Source organism: Variovorax sp. CF079 (genome assembly GCF_900101545.1).
Taxonomy (GTDB): domain Bacteria; phylum Pseudomonadota; class Gammaproteobacteria; order Burkholderiales; family Burkholderiaceae_C; genus Variovorax.
Genome location: NZ_FMZU01000023.1, coordinates 54,900 through 81,322, shown reverse-complemented (window position 1 = coordinate 81,322; position 26,423 = coordinate 54,900). Strand labels below are relative to the sequence as shown.

At 64.6% G+C, this 26,423-nt stretch carries 27 protein-coding genes and 4 pseudogenes; 15 read left to right on the top strand and 16 right to left on the bottom strand.

The features are described 5' to 3' along the window. Positions 1-52 precede the first annotated feature (52 nt). The 5 genes and pseudogenes from BLS74_RS26955 to BLS74_RS35215 all read right to left on the bottom strand — a co-directional run bounded on the left by BLS74_RS26955 (position 53) and on the right by BLS74_RS35215 (position 2,909). Positions 53-808, bottom strand: coding sequence for a fused MFS/spermidine synthase (locus BLS74_RS26955; RefSeq protein ID WP_093110233.1), 756 nt, complete (start codon positions 806-808; stop codon positions 53-55). A gap of 46 nt (positions 809-854) precedes the next feature. Then, entirely contained in the window at positions 855-1,640 is a 786-nt protein-coding gene (locus tag BLS74_RS26950) for a hypothetical protein (RefSeq protein ID WP_139191745.1), read from the bottom strand. A 195-nt stretch (positions 1,641-1,835) separates the two neighbouring features. Beyond that, positions 1,836-2,351: a proton-conducting transporter transmembrane domain-containing protein gene (locus tag BLS74_RS35580; RefSeq protein ID WP_280142667.1), complete on the bottom strand. Its 516-nt coding sequence runs from the start codon at positions 2,349-2,351 to the stop codon at positions 1,836-1,838. Further along, positions 2,287-2,646 (bottom strand): annotated as a pseudogene (locus BLS74_RS35575) (proton-conducting transporter membrane subunit). The gene BLS74_RS35580 and the pseudogene BLS74_RS35575 overlap by 65 nt, the downstream one beginning before the upstream one ends. Before the next feature lie 50 nt (positions 2,647-2,696). Further along, entirely contained in the window at positions 2,697-2,909 is a 213-nt protein-coding gene (locus BLS74_RS35215; protein WP_244504015.1) for a hypothetical protein, read from the bottom strand. A 230-nt stretch (positions 2,910-3,139) separates the two neighbouring features. Between BLS74_RS35215 and BLS74_RS26940 the strand changes: the two genes are divergently transcribed. After that, on the top strand, positions 3,140-3,337 hold the full coding sequence (locus BLS74_RS26940; RefSeq protein WP_093110231.1) for a ribbon-helix-helix protein, CopG family: 198 nt from the start codon (positions 3,140-3,142) through the stop codon (positions 3,335-3,337). A gap of 354 nt (positions 3,338-3,691) precedes the next feature. After that, the gene (locus BLS74_RS26935; RefSeq protein ID WP_244504014.1) at positions 3,692-3,952 is read left to right on the top strand and encodes a hypothetical protein; all 261 of its coding nucleotides are present in this window, start codon (positions 3,692-3,694) and stop codon (positions 3,950-3,952) included. A gap of 245 nt (positions 3,953-4,197) precedes the next feature. Here BLS74_RS26935 and BLS74_RS26930 read toward each other — a convergent pair whose 3' ends face one another. Then, positions 4,198-4,620 (bottom strand): ACT domain-containing protein, encoded by a 423-nt coding sequence (locus BLS74_RS26930; RefSeq protein ID WP_093110230.1) that lies wholly within the window; start codon positions 4,618-4,620, stop codon positions 4,198-4,200. A gap of 136 nt (positions 4,621-4,756) precedes the next feature. Between BLS74_RS26930 and acs the strand changes: the two genes are divergently transcribed. Next, entirely contained in the window at positions 4,757-6,814 is a 2,058-nt protein-coding gene (gene acs / locus BLS74_RS26925; RefSeq protein ID WP_093110229.1) for an acetate--CoA ligase, read from the top strand. 117 nt (positions 6,815-6,931) lie between these two features. Further along, positions 6,932-7,123, top strand: coding sequence for a hypothetical protein (locus BLS74_RS26920; RefSeq protein WP_093110228.1), 192 nt, complete (start codon positions 6,932-6,934; stop codon positions 7,121-7,123). 91 nt (positions 7,124-7,214) lie between these two features. Here the strand turns inward: BLS74_RS26920 and BLS74_RS26915 are convergent, their stop codons facing one another. Beyond that, positions 7,215-8,726, bottom strand: a complete 1,512-nt coding sequence (locus tag BLS74_RS26915; protein WP_170855720.1) for a DUF2254 family protein — start codon at positions 8,724-8,726, stop codon at positions 7,215-7,217. 196 nt (positions 8,727-8,922) lie between these two features. Between BLS74_RS26915 and BLS74_RS26910 the strand changes: the two genes are divergently transcribed. Next, on the top strand, positions 8,923-9,372 hold the full coding sequence (locus BLS74_RS26910) for a universal stress protein (protein ID WP_093110226.1): 450 nt from the start codon (positions 8,923-8,925) through the stop codon (positions 9,370-9,372). Positions 9,373-9,549: 177 nt separating this feature from the next. Here the strand turns inward: BLS74_RS26910 and BLS74_RS35210 are convergent. Then, a pseudogene (locus BLS74_RS35210) lies at positions 9,550-9,733 on the bottom strand (hypothetical protein); the annotation flags it as partial. Positions 9,734-9,883: 150 nt separating this feature from the next. Between BLS74_RS35210 and BLS74_RS35570 the strand changes: the two are divergent. Further along, positions 9,884-10,015, top strand: a pseudogene (locus BLS74_RS35570) (hypothetical protein); the annotation flags it as partial. Between the two features lie 53 nt (positions 10,016-10,068). On the opposite strand, the gene BLS74_RS26905 reads toward BLS74_RS35570, so the two are convergent. The 7 genes and pseudogenes from BLS74_RS26905 to BLS74_RS26880 all read right to left on the bottom strand — a co-directional run bounded on the left by BLS74_RS26905 (position 10,069) and on the right by BLS74_RS26880 (position 17,917). Then, complete coding sequence (locus tag BLS74_RS26905; RefSeq protein WP_212733701.1) at positions 10,069-10,731, bottom strand: ABC transporter ATP-binding protein; 663 nt, start codon at positions 10,729-10,731, stop codon at positions 10,069-10,071. 44 nt (positions 10,732-10,775) lie between these two features. Beyond that, positions 10,776-12,020: an ABC transporter permease gene (locus BLS74_RS26900; protein WP_093110224.1), complete on the bottom strand. Its 1,245-nt coding sequence runs from the start codon at positions 12,018-12,020 to the stop codon at positions 10,776-10,778. Between the two features lie 4 nt (positions 12,021-12,024). Next, entirely contained in the window at positions 12,025-13,071 is a 1,047-nt protein-coding gene (locus BLS74_RS26895) for an efflux RND transporter periplasmic adaptor subunit (protein ID WP_170855719.1), read from the bottom strand. Between the two features lie 279 nt (positions 13,072-13,350). After that, on the bottom strand, positions 13,351-16,143 hold the full coding sequence (locus BLS74_RS26890; protein ID WP_093110222.1) for a cation-translocating P-type ATPase: 2,793 nt from the start codon (positions 16,141-16,143) through the stop codon (positions 13,351-13,353). Positions 16,144-16,297: 154 nt separating this feature from the next. Continuing rightward, a pseudogene (locus tag BLS74_RS35200) lies at positions 16,298-16,553 on the bottom strand (alcohol dehydrogenase catalytic domain-containing protein); the annotation flags it as partial. Between the two features lie 745 nt (positions 16,554-17,298). Further along, complete coding sequence (locus BLS74_RS34565) at positions 17,299-17,457, bottom strand: hypothetical protein (protein ID WP_170855718.1); 159 nt, start codon at positions 17,455-17,457, stop codon at positions 17,299-17,301. A gap of 16 nt (positions 17,458-17,473) precedes the next feature. Beyond that, the gene (locus BLS74_RS26880) at positions 17,474-17,917 is read right to left on the bottom strand and encodes a universal stress protein (RefSeq protein ID WP_093110221.1); all 444 of its coding nucleotides are present in this window, start codon (positions 17,915-17,917) and stop codon (positions 17,474-17,476) included. A 151-nt stretch (positions 17,918-18,068) separates the two neighbouring features. On the opposite strand from BLS74_RS26880, the gene BLS74_RS26875 reads away from it, so the two are divergent. The 9 genes from BLS74_RS26875 (at position 18,069) to BLS74_RS26835 (ending at position 25,702) form a co-directional block, all read left to right on the top strand. Further along, positions 18,069-20,354 carry a heavy metal translocating P-type ATPase gene (locus BLS74_RS26875; protein WP_244504013.1) on the top strand — a complete coding sequence of 762 codons (2,286 nt, stop codon included), beginning with the start codon at positions 18,069-18,071 and terminating at the stop codon, positions 20,352-20,354. Next, a complete protein-coding gene (gene ccoS / locus BLS74_RS26870; RefSeq protein WP_093110219.1) occupies positions 20,354-20,491 on the top strand; it encodes a cbb3-type cytochrome oxidase assembly protein CcoS in 138 nt (45 codons plus the stop codon). Before BLS74_RS26875 ends, ccoS begins: the two co-directional genes overlap by 1 nt. Positions 20,492-20,556: 65 nt before the next feature. Then, positions 20,557-21,996 (top strand): cytochrome-c oxidase, cbb3-type subunit I, encoded by a 1,440-nt coding sequence (gene ccoN / locus BLS74_RS26865; protein ID WP_093110218.1) that lies wholly within the window; start codon positions 20,557-20,559, stop codon positions 21,994-21,996. An 11-nt stretch (positions 21,997-22,007) separates the two neighbouring features. Further along, entirely contained in the window at positions 22,008-22,634 is a 627-nt protein-coding gene (ccoO, locus tag BLS74_RS26860; protein ID WP_093110217.1) for a cytochrome-c oxidase, cbb3-type subunit II, read from the top strand. A gap of 10 nt (positions 22,635-22,644) precedes the next feature. Further along, complete coding sequence (locus BLS74_RS26855) at positions 22,645-22,782, top strand: cbb3-type cytochrome oxidase subunit 3 (RefSeq protein WP_093110216.1); 138 nt, start codon at positions 22,645-22,647, stop codon at positions 22,780-22,782. A gap of 9 nt (positions 22,783-22,791) precedes the next feature. After that, positions 22,792-23,706 carry a cytochrome-c oxidase, cbb3-type subunit III gene (ccoP, locus tag BLS74_RS26850; RefSeq protein ID WP_093110215.1) on the top strand — a complete coding sequence of 305 codons (915 nt, stop codon included), beginning with the start codon at positions 22,792-22,794 and terminating at the stop codon, positions 23,704-23,706. A 9-nt stretch (positions 23,707-23,715) separates the two neighbouring features. Next, positions 23,716-25,155 (top strand): cytochrome c oxidase accessory protein CcoG, encoded by a 1,440-nt coding sequence (gene ccoG / locus BLS74_RS26845; protein ID WP_093110214.1) that lies wholly within the window; start codon positions 23,716-23,718, stop codon positions 25,153-25,155. Positions 25,156-25,190: 35 nt separating this feature from the next. Next, complete coding sequence (locus BLS74_RS26840; RefSeq protein ID WP_244504012.1) at positions 25,191-25,451, top strand: FixH family protein; 261 nt, start codon at positions 25,191-25,193, stop codon at positions 25,449-25,451. 5 nt (positions 25,452-25,456) lie between these two features. Further along, positions 25,457-25,702, top strand: a complete 246-nt coding sequence (locus tag BLS74_RS26835) for a hypothetical protein (protein WP_139191744.1) — start codon at positions 25,457-25,459, stop codon at positions 25,700-25,702. On the opposite strand, the gene fnr is transcribed toward BLS74_RS26835, so the two are convergent. Beyond that, positions 25,683-26,399, bottom strand: a complete 717-nt coding sequence (gene fnr / locus BLS74_RS26830; protein ID WP_093110211.1) for a fumarate/nitrate reduction transcriptional regulator Fnr — start codon at positions 26,397-26,399, stop codon at positions 25,683-25,685. The genes BLS74_RS26835 and fnr overlap by 20 nt on opposite strands. Positions 26,400-26,423: the final 24 nt, after the last annotated feature.

The following is a 26,423-nucleotide window of genomic DNA, read 5'->3' as shown; positions in this document are numbered from 1 at the left end:
CAACAGGTACCCGTGACACATAGTATATGAACGCCATGCGATTCAAGAAGCCCTAGCTTCGCTGATCTTTCAGCACCGATGCGATCAACGCAAACCCTGCGAGCAACTGGCTGGCGGCGCCTGGATCGAGGTCTGGCGGCCTTCGAATTGCTCCCAGGCGGTACGTCTCGAGGGCGTCACCTTTGCAGGCAAACACGATGCTATGGCTCTCCTCGCCGTCATCGACCACCAGGACCGAGCCATTGAAGCTGCGACGGATGCGAGCCAGGTGCTCGTCGGTTTCGGGGTCGCCGTACTGCAAGTTGACCACCATGATTCCGTCGGGCTGGAGCGTCTCGCGGCAGTCGTCGTAGAAGCTTTGAGAAGACAGTTGGGCAGGCAGTCCCTCAAGGTCATAGCCGTCGACGATCAACACGTCGAAACGACTTGAACCGCGGCGTACAAAGTCCGCCCCATCGCTTTGAAAAACGATGAACCGCGCGTCATCGCGCGGGATGTGGAACTCCTCGCGCAATGCGATCACCATCGAATTGATCTCGGCGATTTGGATTCGGGCGCGGCTCAAATGGCGATAGCAGAATTTGGCCAACGACCCACCGCCCAAGCCGATCATTCCAATACTCCGCGGCTCCGGCTTGAAAAGCAGGAATCCCATCATCGTGCGCGTGTACTCGAGAGCGAGCGCGTATGGGTCGCTGAGTCGCATGCGGCTTTGAGTGTGACTGATACAGAAGTGGAGAGCCTTGGAGCTGACGGTCTCGTAGATGAAGGGTTTGACGTGCTGCGCAGATGCGGAACTATCGGACATGAGCAAGGTCGATTTTCTGTTTCTTGATTGAGGGGCTACTTGGATTTCAGTGCTTAGCCATGTGTACCAGCGAGGCACGAACGTGATCGGTGTCCATGTTGGTGATCACCACGCGCGGAGTGAGGAACGTCGGCTGGTTGATTTGGAGATTGGGCACTACGAGCAGGCATTGGGTCCGAGCATTGTTCGGGGCGGTCATCCTGTGGTGTGCCAGCACCCCTTGATGTACGACGTCCGTCGAGGTGATGTTCGCGAGCAAGGTGACAACCACCGCTCGATCCAGCCCGAGGTCCAGCGTTGCGACGTCATCCCCCTTTTGAGAGGTCGATTCGATTTGTCCTGCCACCAAATCAGGGGCGTTCTTCAGGATCTGCCTGATCATTTCCAGCAGGCAATCGCGCATGATCGTCTCCGGGAAGGCGCCAGCGGTCTCGGTCGCCCGAATCAGACCTGCCAGCCCTAACAGGCTGGCGTCGCCTCCGTCGTACCGCACGCATCGCAATCGCCACTCGGGGTGTTGCTGACATGCGGTATCAACCTCGTGCGGATCGGCAGCGGCGTAGCACGCTGCATCCAGCCAGGTCATGGCTTCTTCGAAGGCATCGATCGACGCCAAGGCATCGGGAAACTGCCGTGCATAGGACTTCGGATCCCGAACACCGTTGCGCGCGCGCATGAGCGGCGCCGCGAGGCGTACACGGTCACCCTCGCGCCAGAGTGCTGCACAAACTCGTGGTTTCCCGCTGGGTGGCAGGAATTGCACCAGCATCAGGTTGTGGTTCAGCTGTGATCCGCAGGCCGCCGCGGGCTTGTTGAAATGCTGTTGGGGCATGGCGTCGCCTCAGGCCCCTCGAACGACGTTGATCAACCGTCGTCTCGGTGAACACCGCCGGCCAACTCGAACTGCGATCGCCGTCGCTGCCGGAACGATAGCAAGAGTCGGGCGAATGAACCCCACGTAATCGAGCCTCCGCACTGCAAGTGTGGCCAGCGACGCGATTTCTCGACGCTGGACTAGCCAACGCACTCAAGGAGGCATAAGCTTCAAGGCAAATGTAATGCGTTGAAAGTGTAATTGCAATGGTAATGATATTAACATGTTTGGCGGATGCGGATGCGGATGCGGATGCGGATGCGGATGCGGATGCGGATGCGGATGCGGATGCGGATGCGGATGCGGATGCGGATGCGGATGCCGGATCGCTGCAGGTGCGGCCACCGCGATGCGGCGATGGAGCCGACGCGCTATCCGTCGTCCGTTGGAGGGCAATCCACCTGCGGATCCGATCGCTACCAGCGAGGCGTTGCCCCAGCTCAGTCCGAGGCACCCGACACCGAAGCCGATGCTGGCGATGCTCACGTTTTCGGTCGACGAGTAGCCCAGCAGACGCTTCAGGTCGCGTTGCCCGACCGTGTACAGGGCGCCGACCACCGCCGATAGCACGGAGAAGCCGATCAGGAACCAGCCCATCCATTCGTCAGGCTTGCCGATCAGAAAAAGCGAAGCGCACCAGTGCGTAGAGGCTGGCCTTGTGGATGACACTCGACATCAGCGCCGACACATGGGCTGGCGCCGCTGCGTGGGCCCGTGGCAGCCAGGAAGGAAACGGAAAGAACGCGGATTTAAGGCCGAAGCCCGTGACCTGCAGCAGGAAGACGAGGTTGCGTTCCGAGCTCGCGTTGTCGCGCAGTCATCGTCCGAAGCTGCTGAGGTCCCACGAGTCCGAGTGCGTGTACAGGATCATGAACGCCGCACCCAGGAAGATCAGACCGATGTGCGTGGACACCAGGTAGTTGAACCCGGCGAAGCGGACTTTCTGGTTCGTGTAATCCCAGATGACGAGGAGCCATGCGGCCAGAGCGGCGGTCTCCCAGCCGAGCAGGAAGATCAGATCCTCAGATCCGCGGTGTAGACGAGCACGAACGACAGGGCCGTCAGGTTCAGCAGTGCGTAGTGCACCCCCAGATGACGCTTCGATGTGAAGTGCGGCCGCAGGTGGCCGACCGCATAGACGCTGCCCAGCAAGATCATCGGGAGTGACCAGGCCAGGAAGAAGGCGCCGAGCGCGTCCAACCGTACGGCGGCGCTGAGAGCCGTCATTGGTGTTCCAGAGCCTTGGGCGCCGCGAAGCCGTCTCTAACTCGTCCGGTTACGTGCTTCAGCGAACCGGACGGCCAAGCCGCGTGCGGTGCGCAGGAATCAACGAGACAATGCAATGAACAGCTCTGGCATCTCGGCCAAGCGGGCATCAGAAACGCCTTGGCCTAGCTTGCAATTCGATTGCGCTGGATGATACTGTTATTATCATGAAACTGACATAGGGATAGCTCATGGAACTCAAGACAGCGCGCCTGACGGTGCTGGTCGATCCCTCGAAGAAAAAGGCCTTTGAGGCACTTTGCGCCCGCCAGGATGTCACGCCTTCGCAGGTCGTTCGACGTCTGATTCGCGACTACTTGGCGCACCACGGCGTCACCTTCGTCCCAAGCGGAATGGAGCAAGACGAGGAAATGCCTGCGAAGCCCTGATAGCCGCTGACGCGTGCGAGAACATTTGAGAAAACTGTCGGACGGTACAGTGGTTGGTGTCGGCAGCCCGGAAATCTTTGCCCAGTTCGGATGCTGGGTGCATGCATTTTTCTCGGGGACGGTCTGCGAAGCGCGATCTGGTCCCAATGGCTCTGGTCGCTACGTGCTGTCGGCAACGGCGACTGCGAAACTTCGTGGGCCGCGCGCGGCGGCCCTCGGTCAGCACGAGAGTCGCCGAGCCACATGGCGATCCTCGGCCTTGTGCGCAACTCGACGATTGAAAGTGTCAAGCCCAGCGGCGGCCATGACAACGCGGCGCGCGGTATTTTGCGTAGCCGCCTCATCAGGCACTGAATGTCTTCTCCCAACGAAATTGAGAAACGAGCGGACGTGAGTGACCGCGTGCCGCCGCATGAACTCGACGACGATCAATTGGCCGAGTTGGCCCGGGAATGGCGCAGTCGGGCCGCACGCGGGGATGAGCTCGCCTTTGGCCTCGCGCATGCTTTCGAGGCCGAACTTCGTCGCCGCGTGCGGGACAGCCAGGTCTCGCCTCTCGCGACGCCCGAGCAACCGAGTAGCCCCGAACCGCGGCCATGGTGGAAGTTCTGGTGAAGCATCAGTTTGATGCGTAGTCCGACAGTACCGAATCACTATCCACCCGCTCTGTCCCGCCTCATTTCTGTAAAACACCCCGAGCCTGCCTTTTTCCGGCACGCGTTTCGCGTCGCAGGCTCGACTTACAGCTTGACCTCAACCGGCTCAATGCCGAACCAGGCGGGAGCAAGCGCGCGGCAGCTGTGCAACCGTGCCCGCACGCAACCACCGCATTTCGTGCGCCGAAACCCGTCGTCGCGATCTCAGACCTTCGACAGGATTTCCATCGCCTTGTTGGCGTCGCCCAGCGAGTCGACCGCGATATAGGCCACGAACTGTTTGCCGATCACGGAGGCCGAGAAGCCGCGAAGATTGATTTCCCCGGCGGCAAGCTTTTGCGTCAACTCCGCAGCGATGCCCGGGCGATCCGGGCCCATGACTCGAACCGAGTGAAGGCTTTGCGTCACGTTGAAGCCCACCTGTGCCGCCGCACGGATTTCACGGTCGTTCTGCAGCGGCGTGACATAGACGACCCCCGTCGCGGGCTTGTCCGGCCTACGCCTCGCAACGATGAATTGCAGGTCTGCCCCCGCTTCGCGCAGCGTATCCAGCACCTCGGCAAGGCCGCCGGGCCGGTCCTGGATGTCCGCTGCCCATACATCCGTACGTTCCACGAGAAGATCCATGATTGATCCTCCTTTTCTGCTGGTGACGTGTCCAACCAGAGGCTAGGCCAAAACCTCCGGGTTGACAAGCATGGGCAGAGTGGTGTAGTTGTTTCTGCTTGGAAATTCGATCTGCCCAAAAAAAGGAGTGACCGTCATGACTGAACACAGGTCGTCTCGCCATGCCGCGGAGCAGCAGACTGTTGAAGTCTCCGAGGCACAGATCGCGGTGCATTGGCCGGAAGAGGACTATGTCGCGCCGTCCAGCCGGTTTGTCGCGCAGGCCAACTTGACCGACGCCGGCATCTTCCAGCGCTTTGCCCTCGACAAATTCCCCGAGTGCTTCAAGGAATTCGCGGACCTTCTCGACTGGTACCAGCACTGGCAGACGACGCTCGATGCCAGCAACCCGCCGTTCTGGCGCTGGTTCGTCGGCGGCAGGATCAACGCCTGCCACAACTGCGTCGATCGCCACCTCGTCAAACACAAGAACAAGACCGCGATCCATTTCGTGCCCGAGCCGGAGAACGAGCCGGTACAGCACCTGACCTATCAAGAACTATTCGTCCGCGTCAACGAGTTCGCGGCGCTGTTGCGCGACTTCTGCGGACTCAAGGCAGGCGACCGCGTGACCTTGCATATGCCGATGGTGGCGGAACTACCGATCACCATGCTCGCCTGCGCGCGGCTCGGCGTGATCCACTCACAGGTGTTCAGCGGCTTCAGCGGCAAGGCTTGTGCCGACCGCATCTGGGATTCCGAGAGCCGCGTGCTGATCACGATGGACGCGTACTACCGTGCCGGCCATCTGCTCGATCACAAGGAAAAGGCTGACATCGCGGTGAAAGAGGCCTCCAGCCTCGGCCAGCAGATCGACAAGGTCCTGGTCTGGCAGCGCTACCCGGGCAAAACCTCGAGCGCCAGGCAGCTGGTCGAGGGGCGCGACGTCATCGTCAACGACCTGCTCGGTAAGTTCCGCGGCCATCGTGTCGAGCCCGTGCCGATGCCGGCCGAGGCGCCGCTGTTCCTGATGTACACGAGCGGCACCACCGGGCGGCCGAAAGGTTGCCAACATTCGATCGGCGGCTACCTCGCCTACGTCACCTGGACATCCAAATACATCCAGGACATCCACCCCGAGGACGTGTATTGGTGCATGGCCGACATCGGCTGGATCACGGGCCATTCCTACATCGTCTACGGCCCGTTGGCGCTCGCTGCTTCAACGGTCGTGTATGAAGGCGTTCCGACCCATCCGGATGCCGGCCGGCCATGGCGCATCGCTGAACAACTCGATGTCAACATCTTCCATACCTCGCCCACGGCAATCCGCGCGCTGCGGCGCGACGGACCCGACGAGCCAGCGAAATACAGCCACCAATTCAAGCACATGACGACCGTTGGCGAGCCGATCGAGCCCGAGGTGTGGAAGTGGTACCACCGCATGGTCGGCAAGGGCGAAGCCGTCATCGTGGACACCTGGTGGCAGACCGAAACCGGCGGCTTCCTCTGCAGCACGGTGCCGGGCATCCACCAGATGAAACCCGGCAGCGCCGGGCCCGCGATTCCCGGCATTCATCCGGTGATCTACGACGATCAGGGCAAGGAGCTCGCCAGCGGTTCGGGCAAGGCCGGCAACATCTGCATCCGCAATCCCTGGCCGGGCGGCTTCCAGACGATCTGGAAGGATCCCGAGCGTTATGTGCGCCAGTACTACTCGCGCTACTGCAAGGATCCCAAGAGCAAGGACTGGCGCGACTGGCCCTACCTGGCGGGCGACGGCGCGGTGCAAACGGCCGACGGGTACTACCGCATCCTCGGCCGCATCGACGACGTGATCAACGTTGCCGGCCACCGCCTGGGCACCAAGGAAATCGAATCGGCTGCGCTGCTCGTGCCAGAGGTCGTCGAGGCGGCCGTGGTTCCGGTGGCCGACCCGGTCAAGGGCAAGGTGCCCGACCTGTATGTCGCGTTGAAGCTGGGGCTGGCACCTTCCGCGGAGATTGCCGACCGGGTCTCGGCATCGGTGGTGTCCGAAATCGGCGCCATTGCGCGTCCGCGCCGGGTGATCGTCGTTCCCGACATGCCCAAGACGCGCTCGGGAAAGATCATGCGGCGCGTGCTCGCAGCGATTTCGAACCGTCAGGATCCAGGCGACGTGTCCACCCTCGCCAATCCGGAGGTCGTCGACCGGATCAGGGAGCTGGCCAAATAGAACCGTACTCGGGCGACTGCGCTTCGTGGCCAAGCTGCGCCTGCAATCTGAACGCGGTTCTGTCGGCCTGAAATTCGGTCGTTCGCCAACCTTGCCGCCATCATCGCCTACCTGAGGGTGCAGCCCGCCGTCAGGAATGAAGTACCCAAGTCGAAATTCAACATCCGTCTGCCGACCAGTTACGGCCCGGTCGTCAAGAGCGTACAGGCACCGGCCACCAGCAAGAAGGTGAAATACGGGGAGTACCTCGCCAACGTCGGCCACCGCATGGAATGCCACACCCCGCGCGACGCCAAGGGCTTGCTGTAGCGCGCCAGCCTGGGCGCAGGCGGCATTGCCGGTCTTCGGCTCTTGGTCGCAATGGCGGGGCATCGCTTGTTCGATGACGCGGTCCCGGCAGTCAGCTTGTGTTGGCCTTCAGCCGCTCGAAGACTTCGGTCACCCGTGTCCGGCGCTGCGGTTCGACGAAGTCGAAGTTGAGGCCGCGGTCATTCAGTTCCCAGAACACTCGGTCCTGCACGGAAAGGATGCCGAGCTTCGCTTTCTCGATGACAGCCGGCGTCACGCCCCGCAACGAGGCCTCCACGAGTTCCAACTCCTGCGTCAACCCGCACTCGAGGAAATAGGCCGCGAGAATTGCACGCGACTTGACCAAGCCTACGCTCTGCGCGGCGCCGTCGAAGGCGAGCACGGCATCGAGCAGCTCTCGCGCTGGCGCAGCCTTGCGCTCGTAGGCGCGCTCGGTCAGTTCGCTCAACTCGTAACTGACCAGTTCATAGATGAAAGGCAGCCCCTGCATGCGCGCGTACTCGGCGTAAAAGCGCAGGTAGCGTACCAGTCGAGGAACCTGCTCGGGACGGTCGCTGAGCAAGCGACGGATCAGGGCCTTGTACGAGTAGACGACATTGAAGACGGAGGCATTCTCTTTCTTCTTGATCGCCTCGCGCGTGAAACAATTCAGCACGCGCACGAGCAGGTCGAAGACAGCATCGTTGCGCCGGCACGCCTCTTCGTGCGCGGCGTTCTTGACCGCCTGGGCCATGGCGCTCACGCCGTCCGGCATCTTCCCCAGCACGCTCTTGAAGGCCAGGACCAACTGAATGGCAATGCGGTGCTCCATCCAGATGCGGGCCTCGCTGAGAATGTCGGTGGCGTCGCCGGACAGGCCGACGAGCAGGTCGTTGCCGACCTGGAAGAACTTCTCGGGCAGCCGCGCCTTCACATCGCGTAAGCGAGCCAGTTCCAGCATGTGTGTCTGGATTGCGTCGAAGGTCACGTCGCGATCAGCTCGATCCGCCGCGCGCAGCAGCACGCTGCCGAGGTTGGCGATCTTCTGGTTGACGCGATGCTGGGACACAGCCACCGAATGCTTGCCGGCGGCAGCGTCGTCGAGTTCGTGCATCAGGCTGTTGCGCACCCGCTTGATGATCGTCAGCGGGTCAATGAAGCTGACGACATAGAAGTAGTACGGCAGCAGCAAGAGCCAGCCGAAGATCGCACCGGCAACCGCAAGCGCGAACGGCAGTTGTCCGGTCCATTGGTCGAACGAAAGGCTGAAGGCGAACAGGTTGTGGGAGGCGAGAATCGCGCAGGTGCAGAGCACAAACAGGTTGATGCGGTCGCGGATGAAGATTTCGATCAGCTTCGGGGTGTAGAGATTGGCTGTGATCGGGATGGCCAGGGAGATGAAGGTCAACAGCAGGGCGATCAGCGTGTTGTAGGCGCCGGCGAAAGACGAAGAGAGCGAACGCACCATCGCCGGCGTCGCTCGAAGTTGCGACAGCCGCACGGCCTCCCCGGTGGCTGGGTCAATCGCGTGCGACAAATCCCATGCGGCTTCCAGCCAGAAGAAGCTCAGCGTGATAAAAAACAGGGCGACCAGCAGCCTCAGGGCGAATTTGACATGGTCCATGGTGGAAGGGTCACAAGCGATAAGGGCTTTCGGCCAGCATCCCAGCATTCTGGAGCGACACGACCTACTTGTCCGCTTCGCGTCCGCGTCGAACCCAATCCTCACACTCCACTGCGGAGGGGATTTGCCCGGCGCCCGCCGGCACGCAAGATCTGGGTCAATCGGGAGTAATCTTCGCTATCCTTGGAGAATCGCCATGTTCAAACGCATTCTTGTCGCTACCGATGGTTCCGCGCTGTCCGAACAGGCCGTCGCCAAGGCGATCGACCTGAGCGTGCTGACCGGGGCCGAGCTGTTTGCAGTCACTGTCGCTCACCTCGAACCGCACAGCTACTTTGACGGCTCGACCGTGTTGTTGAACGACCGGGAGATCGAAGAGTCGCGTCATCGTTCGGTCGCTGCCGCCCAGAAGTTGGTCGACGCAGTCAAAAGCGCCGCGCTCGCCAAGGGGGTTCGCAGTGCGGAGGCCGTGGTCATGAAGTCGAACCTGGTGGCCGAGTCCATCGTCGACGTCGCCAAAACCCACGAGTGCGACTTGATCGTGATGGCTTCGCACGGGCGCCGGGGCCTCACGCGGCTGCTGATGGGTAGCGAGACGCTGCACGTCCTGACCCACTCGCACACGCCCGTGCTGGTACTGCGCTAGTCAGGGCTGCCTGCCACGCGGGCTTTGCGTGCCGGCCACGGACTGCTGCACACCCTATTCTTGCACCATCGTCGCTATCGGCCTGTTTCTTGGGAAACGTGCCGGCGTGCAAGCGCGACCCCCATGGCAGCCGCGATTCGCTCACTCACACCAGCGGCATGCCCCGTATGGCGGCCGCTCGAGCAATTGCGCCTTCCTGTCGGTGATCTGGTTGGGAGGCACGTCGTGCTGCTGGGCCAACGCGGCCAGCATCGTGTCACCACGGACGGCCCCCAACGCCACCAAGGCTCAAGAACGCTGGTGAGTGATCGCGGCGTGGTCTTGGCTCTTGGTCTCTATGCCTCGTACACCCGCTTCGCAGGTGCGTTTATGGGGCAGAGTTTCCATTCATCGCGGTGTGGGGCCAGCGATCCAGACGGCGCGCTCAACCCTTCGATCGAGACCGTGATCCGCAGCCACAACGAGGGCGAGGCCGATTGCTCATCTAGGAAGCGTCATCGTCCAAAACGCAATGTGGCGCGCCCTGGCAGACGGTGCACTGAAGCCGATCGAGACTCAGACCATCCTCCTCGACAGCGATGGCGTCCGGTTCGTCGTGCGCACGGTGTCGAGCCTCGCGCGCAGGGACAAGGCGCGCCATGGAAGCAAACTCAACATGTGCGCGCGAACCGTGGAACAGCGGCCAAGCGGCTGGCGTCAATCCGGCCGCCATGCCATGTCGATGCGGCCGTCGACGATGCCGATGCGCCGGTCTGCCACAGAGGCAAAGTTGGCGTCGTGCGTGACGGCAACCACGGTCTTATCGAACTCGTGGGTCAGGTTGCGCAGGATGTCGCGCACGTTGGTGCTGGCGACCGAATCGAGGTTGCCGGTCGGCTCGTCGGCGAGGATCACGAGCGGGTCATTCGCCAGCGCACGGGCGATCGCGACGCGCTGGCGCTGGCCACCCGACAACTGGCTCGGCCGCTTGTGGTGCTGGCCCGCTAGGCCGAATCGATCCAATAGCTCGGCGGCGCGCGCCCGGGCCGCTTCGTCGGACACGCGGCCCAGCTTTCGCATGGGCAGCGACACATTGTCGAGCGCGCTGAACTCGGCTAGCAAGAAATGGAACTGGAACACATAGCCCAGCCGCAACAGCCGAAAATCCGTGAGCCGGTCGTCGTCGAAGCTGCTCGTATCTTCGCCGTCGATCCAGACGCGCCCACGCGTGGGCACGTCGAGCAGCCCCAGCAGGTATAGCAGGGAGGACTTGCCCGAGCCCGAAGGCCCCATCACGCAGACAAACTCGCCGCGCTCGATCTGCAGGCTCACGTCGCTCACCAGCGTGACCGGCACCTCGCCTTGGAGCGTGCGGGTCACGTGTTCGACACGAATCGCCGGGCCAGACGCCGATTCACCGCCACTCATGCCGCACCCCGCAGGATGTCCACAGGATTTACGCGTCCGGCGCGCCGCGCCGGAAGATACGAGGCCGCCAGGCACGAAAGCATCGCAAACGCCGCCGCCAGCGCGTACTGTTCGGCGCCCCAGAACATCGGCAGGTGCACGACCTCGGTCACGCCGGGCGGACGGATCTCGATCTGCTCCAGCAGCCGCATCAGAGACAGGCCGAGCAGTTCGCCTAAGGCGCTGCCGATGAGTCCGACGATCAGCCCTTCGAGTAGGAAAATGCGGCGCAGGTCGCGCGCGTGGAAGCCCATCGACTTCATGATCGCGATGTCGCGCGTCTTTTCCATCACGATGGTCGAGATCGTGTTGTAGATGCCGAACGCGGCCACCACCAGGATCGCCGAGACCACGCTGTACATGATGATGTTGCGCACCAGAAGCAGGCTCAGCAGGTCTTCTGAGGCCTCGATCCACGACACCGACTTGTAGCCCGTGGCGGCCTCGATGGTCTGCGCCACGCTCTGCGCCGCATACGGGTCGGCGACTTGGATGACAAAGCGGTTGACGCGGTTCTCGCGCCCTAGCAGCGACTGCGCGCGCTTGAGCAGCACAAAGGCCTGGGCCTCGTCGTACGTGGCGTTGCCGGTGCGAAAGATGCCGACCACGCGCAAGGATCGGCTGGTGCCGTCGGCGGCCAGCACGATCAGCGTACTTCCCAGGCGCAGGCTGAACTTGTCGACCAGGCCGCGGCCGACGACAACCCCGTTGGGGTCGGCAGCAAGCGCTTCGAGCGAGCCCTCGAGCATCTTCTCTTCGATGGTCGTCACATGCTTCATCTTCTCTGGCACCACGCCGGACAAGGTGACGCCCTGCTGGCGCCCAGCGAAGGTGAGCACGGCTGCGTCGGCGAGCACCGGCGCGGCGCGCACACCCGGCAAAGCCTCGATGACGGCCAGCCGCTGCGACCAGCCGCGTATGCCGCGCGTCTCACGCGGCGGCCGCACGTTGTGCACGCTGACTGCGCCATCGGGCCAGCGCATCGCGGCCGGCTGCGCGCGGCCGTGGCGCATCTCGTCGTAGACGGTGATGTGCGGGCTGTTGTCGACCAGACGCTTGAGAAAGTCTGCCTCCGAGCCGCGCATCAGCCCCGACACAGCGAGGAAGAAGGCCACGCCGAGCACGACGCCGGTGAGCGAGACCAGGGTCTGCCGCTTGCGACTAGTCAGGTGAGCCAGCGCGACGTCGAGTGCGATCGCCATGGCGTCACCGTTGGGTCGATGGTGCCGAGGCAGCCGAGGCGGGCGCGCTGCGCGCGCGCTGCCCGTCGCGCAACGCGTCGGGCGGCGACAGCACCACTTCTTCGCCATCCGCGAGTCCGGTGACGATCTCGGTGCGCTCGCCGCCGACCACGCCCTTGTTCACCGTGCGCCGCTTCACTCGACCCTGCGCCAACACCCACACGGCGTCGCCCTTCAGCGCGCGGTTCGGTATCAGTAGCGCCCCTTCGCGGCGCGACACGATCAGGTTGGCGTCCATCGTCATGCCGCTGCGCAGCGGGCCGGCATCGACGGCGGGCGCGTCGGCGAGGCGGACGCGCACCCGGTAGCTGCGCGACACCGGATCGCCCTTGGGCGTGATCTCGGCCACCTCGCCGTCGAACAGGCGCTTGGGCAAGGCATCGCTGCGCATCGTAACCTTCTGGCCGACCGCGACACGGGCGATGTCCTCTTCGTCGACCTCAGCCGTCACGCGCAGCGGCGCGCAGCAGGCCAGCGTGAACACCGCCTGGCCGGCAGGCACGAACTGGCCGGCTTCGCCATCGCGGCGCAGCACCATGCCGTCGGCCGGGGCCACGAGTTGGTTGTAGTCGCGTTGGGCTTGGGCCCGCTTCGCAGCAGCCTGCGCGACCTGCAGCTCGCTGCGCGTGCGGTCGAGCTCGGCCGGCGCGACGAAGCGCTTCTCCACCAGGTTGCGGGTGCGCTCGAACTGGGCGCGCGCCAGCTGTTCGCGCGCGCGCATCTCCAGCACGGTCTGATCGAGGTCGATCGACTCGATGCGCGCGAGCACCTGGCCGCGCTTTACCGGCGCGCCTTCCTCGGCCTCGATCGCCACCAGCCGTCCGCCGGCGCGCGGCGCCACCGGCACCATCACCGTGGGTTCGACCGTGCCCGTGGCGTACACCGCCTCGATCGCCGGACCGCGCGTAGGCAGCGCGGTTTCCACGCGCGCGGGCCACTGCCACCAGACGATGGTGACCGCCCCAGTCGTCAGCGCGGCGAGGGCGATGGCGATTGCCGTCTTCCGTTGCAAGCGCATTCCGGTTCGCATGAGTGCAAGGGGGTTCACTATCGCACGCCGGTGAATTCATGGGCTAGGGGTCTTTGGCATTTGCGATGTCCGGTCTGGCCCGACTGCCGAAGTCAGCAGCAGTCGCATCGACCGGTTGAATCCGCACTGCAAACCCGGCCGGACGCGTCATGCGGCCGCAGCCTCATGTCGAAGAGAAATGTCTCGGCAGAGTACAGATTGATCGCCACTTCCGCGACCCTGTCCGAAGCCGTCTTGTACGAGCGAGTGGCGATCCGGTTCTCATCGGTCCTGTGCGCGTTTCACCAGCTTGCGAAGCTCGCTGAACCACAGCACCACGCTGGCCATCGCAGCGCACACCAGCCATTGATCGACAGCCAGCGGCACCGTGCCAAAGGCGAGGTTGAGGAAGTCGAGATGGACAACCGCCACCTGCAGCAGAACCGAAAGCGCAACCGCCCCCCAGAGCCAAGGATTGACGAACAGATGCGAGAAGGCACTCGTGGTTTCGGAGCGCGCATTGAAGCAGTTGAACAACTGGGCGAAGACGAGCACCGTGAAGCCCGCAGTGCGCGCAGTGGCGAGGTCGTGCGTGCCCTCGATCAGCCCGCCGGGCAGGTGGATGTCGATTGTCAGCAGCGTCATCGCGGCCATCACGGCGCCGATCTGGATCACCCCTGCCCACATTCGCGCGTCGATCACCCGTTCGGTGAGCCGCCTCGGCCTTCGGGCCATGACATCGTCGGTGGGCGGGTCGACACCCATCGCCAGTGCGGGCCCCGAGTCGGTGATCAGATTGATCCAGAGAATCTGCGTCGCCAGCAGCGGCAGCACCAGCGCCTCGCCGGAACCCGTGAGCCCGATCACGCCGGCTCCCACGACACCCAGGAAGACGGTCAGTACTTCGCCCATGTTCGAGGACAGCAGGTAGCGCAGGAATTTGCGGATGTCGTCGAAGATGGCGCGCCCTTCGCGCACGGCCGCGACGATCGTGGCGAAGTTGTCGTCGACGAGGATCATCTTGGCGGCCTCCTTCGTGACCTCGGTCCCGGTCACACCCATTGCAATACCGATGTCTGCCGATCTCAATGCCGGAGCGTCGTTGACGCCGTCGCCGGTCATCGCGACGACGTTGCCATCGGCCTGCAGCGCATCGACGATGCGCAGCTTGTGCGCGGGCGCCACCCGGGCGTAGACCGAGGTCTTGCGCACTGCCTCGGCGAAGGCCGCATCGTCCAGCCCATCGATCTCGATGCCGGTCAGCGCGGTCACGCCGGATTCCACAATCCCGAGATCCGTGGCGATGCGCACAGCCGTGCGGGGATGGTCACCGGTGATCATGATCACGCGGATTCCTGCGCGCCGGGCCTCGCGAATGGCCACGGCCGCTTCCTCGCGCGGCGGGTCGATGATGCCCACGGTGCCGACGAACACGAGATCGCGTTCGAGCGCTTCCGTGATCAGCGGATCTTCCTCGGGCCCGAGCGGGCGGTAGGCCACGGCCAGCGTCCGCAGCGCCGCGTCGGACAGCGTTTCGACGTCGGCGAGGATCCGCGCCCGAAGCGAGCCGTCGAGAACGACCGCGTCCATTCCCACCCGCGCCCGGGTGCACCGATCGAGCAGGACGTCCGGGGCTCCCTTGGTGATCAGCACGACTTCGTCGCCGTGCTCGTGGTCGCGCTCGATCGTCGACATCATCTTGCGCTCGGACGTGAACGGGATTTCCCCGATGCGCTCGAAACGCCGCTCGCGCCGCCCGGTGACGCCCAGCTTGCGCTCGGCTACCAGAAAGGCCGCCTCCGTGGGATCGCCCTGGATCTCCCATTGGCCATCCGGTCCTTGGCGCAGGTCGGCATTGCCGGCCAGGCTGCCGCCGCTGAGCACCACGATGTGCTCCTCGCGCAGCGCCCCGGGCTCAAGTTCGACGCCTTCGTGCTCGACCCGTCCCTGCGGCGCGTACCCCACCCCGGTGACGCGGGAACTGCCCGAGGCGGTGATCACCCTCTCAATGGTCATCTCCGCCCGGGTCAACGTTCCTGTCTTGTCCGAGCAGATGACCGACGCCGACCCGAGCGTCTCCACGGACGACAGGTTCTTGACAATCGCGTTGTGCTTTGCCATCCGCTGCACTCCCAGGGCGAGCACCACCGACAGGATCGCCGGCAGCCCTTCGGGCACGGCCGCCACCGCCAGCGAGACGCCGAGCAACAGGACGGTGATGACATCTGCGGCGCTGCGGATGTCGGAGATCAGCAGGATGGTCCCCACCACCACGACGGCGATGATGACGACCGCGATGCCCAGCATGCGCCCGATGCGTCCGACCTCCTTCTCGAGCGGCGTCGGCTCCTGGGCGGTGGCCTCGAGCATTTCGGCAATCGCGCCCATCTCGGTGTCCATCCCGGTCGCCGTGACGACGGCGCGGCCGGTTCCCTGCGCGACGGCCGTTCCCTTGAAGACCATGTCGAGGCGGTCGCCGAGTGCAGCGCAATCCTGAAGCGTGGCGGCGTCCTTGAGCACCGCTTCGCTCTCGCCGGTGAGAGAGGCTTCCTGCACGCGCAGCGATGTGGCCTGAATCAGGCGCGCGTCCGCCCCAACGGCGTCACCCTCGCCGAGGACAAGCAGGTCCCCGCACACCAGTTCGGCGCTGGGAACGCGCAGCGACTGCCCGTCGCGCACGACGGCCGAAGTCGCGGCGGTCATCCGGGCCAGCGCGGCCACGGCGTTCGCCGCCTTGGCCTGCTGCAGATAGCCCAACACGGCGTTGAGCAGGACGATCGTCGCGATGACGATCGCATCCACGGGCCAGCCTTCCCGGCCTTCGATCGCCCAGGCAATGAGCGCGATGGCGACGGCGACCAGCAGCAGGTAGATCAGCGGATCCTGGAACTGCGACAGGATGCGGCGCCAGGTCGGCGTCTGCGGGCTGGCGCGAAGTTCATTCGGACCGCTTTCCGAAAGTCGGCGTGACGCCTCCTGCGAAGTGAGCCCTTTGTCGACGTCCGCCCCGAGCGCACGCGCGACCTCGTCGATGTCCTTCGTGGCCGGCTCGTCGAGGCGGGCTGCCTTTGCCATGGCGTCAGGCCGCCTGGGTCATGTATCCCATCCATGACCAGTACGTCAGCGCGAAGATCCCCAGCAGAACGGTCGCCGCCAGCATGTTCTGCGGCGCATTCACCGGCAGGATGAAGCCGAAGCTCACCACGAACTGCAGCAGCATGGTCATGCCGGAGATCTGGACCCTGTCTCCAGGCTTGAACGCGGAAACACCCGGACCCACGGCGTCGCCGATGCCCACGCCTTCATGGCGCGGTACGGTTGCGGGTTGGCAGCTCGGCGCGTCACCCTTGAGGATGTGCAGGTCGGTGCCGCAGATGGTCATCTTCGTGATTCCTGATGATCGCGTCGGTGGGCCTGCTGATGATCGGCTTGGAGCGGACTTCCAGCGTCTGGCGACCTGGGCCGTTGTACACGAGGGCTTGAATGAGGATCTCCTTTGCAATCGGCCTGATGGCTGGTACGGGTGAGAGCGGACAAGAACCCACGTAGCCTAGGTTTCGAGCTTGCGCTGTGGCTTGCGCTGAATCAACGCAGCGTTTTCGGCCGGCGTGGCAAAGCTTGATCGAGCGCAAGTGCCATGTCCCGGCTGCTCGCTAGTCTCGGCCATTGTCCGCGGAGAAGTCATGACACGAGCATCAATGAAATTCAGATTGGCTGCGGCTTCACTGCTGCAAGCGCTTCGAGACGGTGAGCGCGAGGTCTCGTCGTTTGACGCCGGCGGACGATCGCGCGATGACGACGCCATCACGGCTCAAACGAAAGAAAGATCAACTCGGCGCAAGCGGCCCGGCTCAAGCGCCGGTAAGCCCCCCGGGCGACTGCAAGCCCCTTGAGGGGGAACTTTCATTCAATGGCGCCGTGGGCGCTCGTTGTCTCACGCGCGGCGCCATGGAGGCCGCGTTCTGGAAACTTTCATGGTCCTTCCATCGACGAGCTCAAGCGCTGGGCATCCCAACACTTTGGATTCATCGAGAACCTGCTGGATGGTGCGTCAGGTCAATGAGCTTGAATAAGCGGATCAGATGTCAGCCTCGGATCGATCCGACGCCCCTTCCATGGGCTTGCCTCTCGCGGATCCGGCTGCGAGAGATAGATCGGGCTTCTGACGGTGCTTGAAGAGGCCAACAACACCCATTCGTCGGCAGCCAGATGGCTCGTGTGGATCGCCCCTCAACGGGCATTGACCGGCAGACAGATGATGCAAGCTCTCATCGCGGCCGCCGGCTGCGGCTCTTCAGCAAGACCTGCGGCCACCAGCAGGGCTGTCGCTCCAAGGGTTGCAAGAACGAAGGCCAGCGCCTTCAGCGTTCGGGTGTGCCTCGAGATCATGGGGTCCACTCCTCATTCAACGAAGCACCAATACCGGCAACGCCGAATGGGTCAGCACATGCTGTGTCTCGCTCCCGAGCAACAGCCGCTTGATGCCCTTGCGGCCGTGCGATGCCATGACGATCAAGTCGCTCTTGTGCTTCTTTGCGGCGGCGATCACTGCGTCCCCCACGAGGTCCGAGTTGATGGTTGCCGTCTTGCTCCTGACACCCGCTGCCTCTGCCAGCGTAGTGGCTTCGTCCAACGTGCCCTGCGCGGTCTCGGCCCACTGCCGCTCAATGCGCGCGACCTCGTCGTGCGAGAAGACCATCGCGCCGTCGAAATAGGCCTTCGGATAGCGAGGCACGACCGTGACTGCCACGAGGTCGGCATTGTTCTGAGCCGCCAGGGCGACGGCGCTTTTCACGGCCTTCTTCGAGAGCGCGGAGCCGTCCGTGGCGACGAGGATGCGTTTGAACATGATCTTTCCCCTATGAGGATGAACGTTGCAAGCGTACGGAACGCGGTGTGATGGGGGTTTGATGCAGATCAAGGCCGCCCTGCATGCGTGCCAATAGCCTTGCACAATGCAAGCCGCAGCTGCGTCCAGCCCGCCCGCCCGCCACGACCCCATGTCCGCCGATCTCGCGGCACAGGCGGACTGCTCGCTGCTGGACGATGCGACCGAGTGGCCGGCATTCGGGCGTTCGCTCGACGACCAGCCTGCGGCGGGCCGCTGGGAATCGCAGGTTGTGGTCGAGGGCATGCATTGTGCAGCCTGCGCCTTCACGGTCGAGGCGGCGCTGGCACAGGTGCCGGGCGTCGAGAAGGCGGAAGTCAATGCCGCAACCCAGCGCGCCCGTATTGTGTGGTCGGCCGCGGCCGTCAAGCCTTCGCGCTGGTTCGCGGCCTGCTCGGCCGCCGGCTACCGGCTCGTGCCGGCCGGCGACATGTTCGTGCGTGCACGGCGTGCGCGCGAGGCGCGGCTCGCGCTCTGGCGCTGGCTGGTCGCGGGCTTCTGCATGATGCAGGTGATGATGTATGCCTACCCAGCGTACATCGCCGAGCCCGGAGACATGACGCCCGATGCCGCGCAGCTGCTGCGCTGGGCCTCCTGGGTGCTCACCCTGCCAGTGATCCTTTTCTCGTGCGGCCCGTTCTTTCGCAGCGCGCTTCTTGATCTGCGCCGAAAGCGCATCGGCATGGACCTGCCTGTTGCGCTCGGCATCGCAATCACCTTTGTTGTCAGCACGGCGGCCACCTTCGATGCCTCTGGCCCGCTGGGCGGCGAGGTGTACTTCGACTCCCTCACGATGTTCGTGTTCTTCCTGCTCACCGGCCGCTGGCTCGAGACGCGCCTGCGCGACCGCACGGCGGGCGCGCTCGAAGCCTTGATGAACCGGCTGCCCGACAGCATCGAGCGGCTCGGCGCCGACGGAATATTCACTCGCGTGGCCGTGCGCCGGCTTGCGCTTGGAGACATCGTGCGCGTGCTGCCGGGCGAGGCTTTTCCGGCGGACGGCATCCTGACGGCCGGCGACACCACGGCGGATGAGGCCTTGTTGACAGGCGAATCGCGCCCGGTGCCGCGTCCCTGCGGCACGCGCGTCTTGGCCGGCAGTCACAACCTGTCGTCGGCGGTGCAGATGCAGGTCGAATCGCTGGGCCAGAACACGCGCTTCGCGCAGATCATGGCGCTGATGGAGAGCGCCTCGCTGCAGAAGCCGCGGCTCGCTCGGCTCGCGGATCGCGCGGCGCGGCCCTTCCTGGTGGCGGTTCTGACTGCCGCCGTCCTTGCCGCAGCGTTCTGGTGGCCGGTCGATTCGGGCAGGGCGTTGATGGTCGCGGTGGCGGTGCTGATCGTGACCTGCCCCTGCGCGTTGTCGCTCGCCACGCCGGCGGCGATGCTCGCGAGTGCGGGCTTCCTGGCCCGTCGTGGCGTCGTGGTGCGCAATCTGCAGGCGCTCGAGGCGCTCGCCTCGGTCGACACCGTGGTCTTCGACAAGACCGGCACGCTCACGCGCGATGTGCCCCGACTCGAGCGCGCCTATTGCCGGCAAGGCCTGCGCCCGGGCGACGCGGTGGAACTCGCCGCGGCGATCGCCGCGCAGTCGCTGCATCCCGCAGGCCGTGCCCTTGTCACGGCGTGGAGTGCCCAGTTCCGCACCGCGCCGGCGTGGGAGATCCTTCAACTGACGGAGTACGGTGGGCTCGGAGTCGAAGCACGTGTTCGCCGAAAAGCGGCGATGGACGACACCGCGCGTTGCGTGCGCCTCGGCTCGGCAGCCTTTTGCGGGGTTCCCCCGCTGGAGGTCGAGGCGGTGCAGGTGCATCTGAGCGATGCGCAGGGCTGGCTGGCGAGCTTCGTGCTGGCCGAGGATCTTCGCCCCGATGCGGGCGTCGCGGTGGCTGCGCTGCAAGGGCAGGGCGTGTCGGTGCAGCTTCTCTCCGGCGACCGCGACGCAGCCGCGCGCGAGGTCGCCGCCCGCGCCGGCATCGAGCAAGCCAGTGGCGACTGTGCGCCCGAGGAGAAGCTGCGCGTCCTGCAGGCGCTCCAAGCGAGCGGTCGGCGCGTCGCGATGGTCGGCGATGGCCTCAATGACGGCCCCATCCTGGCGCACGCGCATGTCTCTTTCGCCTTTGGCAACGCCATTCCGCTGGCCCAGGCGCGAGCCGACTTCGTCGTGCTGGGCGGTTCGCTTGCCGTCATTGCGCAAGCGGTCGCGCAGGCACGCCGCACGCTGCGGGTGGTGCGGCAGAACCTCTGGTGGGCCGCCGGCTACAACGCGCTGTGCGTGCCGCTGGCCGTCGCAGGCTGGCTGCCGGCCTGGCTCGCCGGGCTCGGGATGGCGGCGAGTTCGCTGCTCGTGGTGCTCAATGCGGCGCGCCTGGCCAGGCCCGTTGAGGAAGGGCGCTGATGGACATCCTGTTTCTCCTGATCCCCTTCTCGGTCGTGCTCGTGCTGGTGATCCTGGGCGGACTCTGGTGGGCCGTCGAGCGTGGCCAATTCGACGACGTCGAAGGCGAGGGCGAGCGCATTCTGCGCAACGATTGATCTGCATCAAACCGTCTCGCATGTCGCGCCGGGACACTGACCGCAATCCACGAGAAGGCCAGAAGATGCAAGTATCCAATCCTCCCGCAGCGGTCTACAGCGACACCGTCGTGCGGCAACTCGCCCTGATGTCGGTCGTGTGGGGGGTGGTCGGCATGCTCGTCGGCGTCATCATCGCCTCGCAGCTGGCCTGGCCCGAGCTCAACCTCGGCATTCCCTGGCTCAGCTACGGCCGGCTGCGGCCGCTGCACACCAACGCGGTGATCTTCGCCTTCGGCGGCTGCGCGCTGATGGCCACCAGCTTTCACGTGGTGCAGCGCACCTGCCAGGTACGCCTGTTCGCGCCGGCGCTCGCGTCCTTCGTCTTCTGGGGCTGGCAGGCCGTGATCGTGGCTGCCGCCATCAGCCTGCCGATGGGCTACACGAGCGGCAAGGAATATGCGGAGCTCGAATGGCCAATCGACATCCTGATCGCCCTGGTCTGGGTGGCCTATGCGGTCGTGTTCTTTGGAACCATCGGCACGCGCAAGGTCCGGCACATCTACGTGGCCAACTGGTTCTATGGCGCCTTCATCATCGCGGTCGCCCTGCTGCACATCGTCAACAGCGTGGCGATCCCCGCCGGCTTGATGAAGAGCTACTCGGCCTACGCCGGCGTGCAGGACGCGATGGTGCAGTGGTGGTACGGCCACAACGCGGTCGGCTTCTTCCTCACGGCCGGCTTCCTCGGGATGATGTACTACTACATCCCCAAGCAGGCCGGCCGGCCGGTGTATTCGTACCGGCTCTCGATCGTGCACTTCTGGGCGCTGATCTTCACCTACATGTGGGCAGGGCCGCACCACCTGCACTACACGGCGCTGCCCGACTGGACCCAGTCGATCGGCATGGTGTTCTCGCTGATCCTGCTGGCGCCGAGCTGGGGCGGAATGATCAACGGCGTCATGACCCTCTCGGGCGCCTGGCACAAGCTGCGCACCGACCCGATCCTGCGCTTCCTGATCGTGGCGCTCTCGTTCTACGGCATGGCGACCTTCGAGGGGCCGATGATGTCGATCAAGACGGTCAACGCGCTCTCCCACTACACCGACTGGACCGTCGGCCACGTGCATGCCGGCGCGCTCGGCTGGGTGGGACTGATCTCGATGGGCTCGCTTTACTACCTGATCCCGAGGATGTACAGCCGTAGCGAGATGCACAGCGTCAAGGCGATCGAGCTGCATTTCTGGATGTCCACCATCGGCATCGTGCTCTACATCGCCGCCATGTGGATCGCCGGCGTCATGCAGGGCCTGATGTGGCGCTCCATCAACCCGGACGGCACGCTCACCTACACCTTCGTGGAGAGCGTGAAGGCCACCTATCCCTACTACGTGGTGCGCCTGATCGGCGGTCTGCTCTACCTGGGCGGGATGCTGGTCATGGCATGGAACGTCGTCATGACCGTCATCTCGGGACGCTCGGTGCGCGCATCCATTCCGCTGCCGGCAGCCGCCCACGCCTGAGAAAGAAAAGCATGAGCTCGAACCCTCCCAAGACCGGCTTCTCGCACGAGAAGATCGAGACCAACAACTTCCTGATGATCGTGCTGATCCTGCTGGTCGTCGCCGTCGGCGGCCTGGTCGAGATCGTGCCGCTTTTCTTCCAGAAATCGACCACGCAGGCCGTGGCGGGCATGCAGCCGCCGAGTTCGCTGCAGGTGCTGGGCCGCGACGTCTACGTGCGCGAGGGCTGCTACAACTGCCACTCGCAGATGATCCGGCCCTTCCGTGCCGAGACGCTGCGCTACGGCCACTACTCGGTCGCCGGCGAGTTCGTCTACGACCACCCGTTTCAGTGGGGCAGCAAGCGCACCGGCCCTGATCTGCAGCGCGTCGGCGGCAAGTACAGCGATGAGTGGCACCGCATCCACCTGAACAACCCGCGCGATGTGGTGCCCGAATCGAACATGCCGGGCTACGCCTGGCTCGAGAAGGCGCCGCTCGACGGAGCCGAGGCTGCGACGCACATGCGTGCCCTGCGCCGCGTCGGCGTGCCTTTCACCGATGAGCAGGTCGCCGCCGCGGCGGCCGAGGTGAAAGGGAAGACCGAGATGGATGCGCTGGTGGCCTATCTCCAGTCGCTCGGGCTCGCGATCAAGTAAGGAGCACGCCATGGACATCACCACCTTGCGGATCGTCGCCACCTTGATTTCCTTCGCCACCTTCATCGGCATCCTCGTATGGGCCTACTCGCGCCGCAACGCGAAGGCTTTCGAGGGTGCAGCCCAATTGCCGTTCGAACAGGACTGAGAGAGCAACATGAGCGATTTCTTCAGTGACTTCTGGTCGAACTATGTCGCCATTGCCTCGCTGGGCAGCATCCTGCTGTGCGCATTGCTGCTGTGGCTCGTTGCCCGCGCGAAGGTTCCGGGCGGGACCGATGAAACGACCGGACATGTCTGGGACGAAGACCTGCGCGAAGCCAACAATCCGATGCCGCGCTGGTGGATCGGCCTCTTCGTGCTCACCATCATCTTCGGCGTGGCCTACCTGGTCGCGTATCCGGGGCTCGGCAGTTACCAGGGCCAGCTCGCATGGAGTACCGAGAACGAGTATGCGAAGGACCTTGCCAAGGCCAAGCGTGATCTCGAACCCGTCTACGCCGCCTATGCGGCCATGCCGATCGAGCGCGTGGCGGGCGAACCCGCGGCGACGGCGATCGGCGAGCGTCTGTTCCTCAACAACTGCGCGCAGTGCCACGGCTCGGACGCACGCGGCAGCAAGGGCTTTCCGAACCTGGCCGATCGCGACTGGTTGCACGGCGGCGCACCCGAGAAGATCAAGGAATCGATCACCCGGGGGCGCACCGGCGTGATGCCGCCGATGGCCGCGGCGGTCGGCACCCCCGAGGACGTCAAGAACGTCGCCAACTATGTGCTGAGCCTGTCGGGCAGCCCGCACGATTCGGTCCGCGCCGGCCTGGGTAAGAGCAAGTTCAGCGCCTGCGCGGCCTGCCACGGCATCGGCGGTGTCGGCAACCCGGCGATGGGTGCGCCCAACCTGGCCGACAAGGTCTGGCTGCACGGCTACGGGCAGGAGGCGATCATCTCGATCATCAACACCGGCAGGACAAATCAGATGCCGGGGCAGCAGGGCCGACTGACCGAGGCCCAGATCCATGTGCTGGCCTCCTATGTCTGGGGCTTGTCGAGCAAGCCTGCCGCTGCGCCCTAGGGATCCGTCATGAAGGATGCCGCTTCCGCGTCGACCCCGGTGAGGCGTCGAGTGATCCCGATCGCCGCCGCCCAGTCTGGCGGCGGCCTGTTCGCCGCGCACCAGAAGGTCTATCCCCGCACGGTGCGCGGCGTCTTCGCGCGCTGGCGCTGGGCGATGGTGTTCCTGACGCAGCTCGTGTTCTATGGCCTGCCCTGGCTCGAGTGGGGGCAGCGCCAAGCGGTGCTGTTCGACCTGGGCGCGCGGCGCTTCTACATCCTCGGCCTCGTGCTGTACCCGCAGGATCTGATCTACCTGACGGGCCTGCTGGTGATCTCGGCGCTGTCGCTGTTCCTCTTCACCGCGGTGGCGGGGCGGTTGTGGTGCGGCTATGCCTGTCCGCAAACCGTCTACACCGAGATCTTTCTGTGGGTCGAGCACAAGATCGAAGGCAACCGCATCGCGCGCATGCGCCTGGACGAGGGCGATTTCTCGCTCGAGAAACTGGTCAAGAAGTGGTTCAAGCACATCGTGTGGCTCGGCATCGCGCTGTGGACCGGCTTTACCTTCGTCGGCTACTTCACGCCGATCCGCGAGCTGGGCCTGGAATTCCTGCAAACGCGCATGAGTTCGTGGGAGGTGTTCTGGGTCTTCTTCTACGGCTTTGCGACCTACGGCAATGCGGGTTTCATGCGCGAGCAGGTCTGCATGTACATGTGTCCCTATGCGCGCTTCCAGAGCGCCATGTTCGATCGCGACACGCTGATCGTGAGCTACGACAGCGAGCGTGGCGAACCCCGCGGAGTGCGTTCCAAGAGCAGCAATGCCCGCGCTCAGGGACTTGGCGACTGCATCGACTGTTCGTTGTGCGTGCAGGTCTGCCCGACCGGAATCGATATCCGCAAGGGGCTGCAGTACGAATGCATCGGCTGCGGGCTCTGTGTGGACGCCTGCAACACCGTGATGGACAGGATGGCCACGCCGCGAGGTCTGATCCGCTACGCGACACAGAACGGCATGGCCGGCCATTGGACGCCGAGGCAGGTGCTGCGCCGCGTGCAGCGCCCACGGGTGCTGATCTACACGGGCTTGCTCGCTGCGCTGACGATGGGTGTGCTGGCGAGCCTGGTCGTGCGCACGCCGCTGAAGGTCGACGTGGTGCGCGACCGGGCTTCGCTCGCGCGCATCGTCGATGGCGGCCAACTCGAGAACGTCTATCGCCTGCAGATCATGAACGCGACCGAGCAGGTGCAGCGCTACCGCATCGAAGCCAGGGGGCTGGAAGGCTTGAGCGTGTCGCCGCCTGATCCGGTCGAGGTCGGTTCTGCGCAGTCGCGCTGGGTCGCGGTGCGCCTGCAGCTCCCCTACGGCAGCGCCACCGCGGGTTCCCACGTCGTGCACTTCGACGTGCGCTCGGCCGACGGCAGCGCGCAGGTGTCGGAGAAGGCGACCTTCCTGGTGCCTCGTTGAGTTGGCAAAGAGGAGACAAGATGGACGATCATGCGATGACTTCCCCGAAGTGCGAACCCTGGTGGCAGTTCCCGCTGCTGTGGATGGTGATGGCCGGGCCCGCCGTGGTCATCGTCGCCAGCTTCGTGACGCTCTGGCTCGCCCTGCGCACGCCCGATCCGGTGGTGGCGCCGGACTACTACCGCCAGGGCCTCGAGATCAACAAGCAACTGGTCGAAAAGAAGCTGATGCCCGCGCTGGCGGGCCGCAATCATGCGGCAACGCCTGATGCCGACTTGCCCGCACCCAAGCGCTGATGGCCATGAAGACGCGCAACTGGATGTCGATTCTCTGGCCCGCCTTTCTGCTGGCGAGCGCGGCCGAACTGCTGGTGTTTGCGCTGGTCGACCCCGGCGACCTCCACTGGCGCGGCGAGGCCGTCGGCCTGTCGCGCCAGGCGGTCTATGCGGCCGGCTTCTTCGCCTTCTGGCTGCTGGCGATAGGGTCGAGCGCGTTGACGCTGCTTCTGACCAGGCCGGCCTCCGAGATCAACAACCCGGAGGATTGACGATGCGCCGGAGCGCCTCTGCGTCGACGATGCGAAGGTTGCGCTTCTCCACCTCGACGATGCCATCCTCCATGAACTTGGAGAGCGTCCGGCTCACCGTTTCGAGGGTGAGCCCGAGGTAGCTGCCGATCTCCTCGCGCGTCATGCGCAGCACGAACTCGGAACGCGAGAAGCCGCGCGCATGCAGGCGCTGCACGAGATTGAGCAGGAACGCCGCGAGGCGTTCCTCGGCCCGCATGCTCCCCAGGAGCAGCATCACCCCGTGTTCGCGCACGATCTCGCGGCTCATGATCTGGTGCACGTGGCGCTGCAGCGCCGCGACCTCGCGCGACAGTTCCTCGATGCGGTGAAAGGGCATCACGCAGACCTCGGCATCCTCGAGCGCCACCGCGTCGCAGGTGTGCTGGTTGTTGACGATGCCATCGAGGCCGATGATTTCGCCGGCCATCTGGAAACCGGTGACCTGGTCGCGCCCATCCTCGGTCGCCACGCGGGTCTTGAAGACGCCGGTGCGGATCGCATAGAGCGAGGTGAAGGGCTCGCCGTTGCGAAAGAGCGTCTCGCGACGTCGGACCTTGCGCCGCGTGGCCACGATCTCGTCGATGCGTTTCAACTCGCTCGGCTCCAGCCCCGCGGGCATGCACAGCTCGCGCAGGGTGCAACTGGAGCAGGCGACCTTGATGTGTTCGGCTTTCATGGAGGGCGTCGAGGGTTGCAGTGA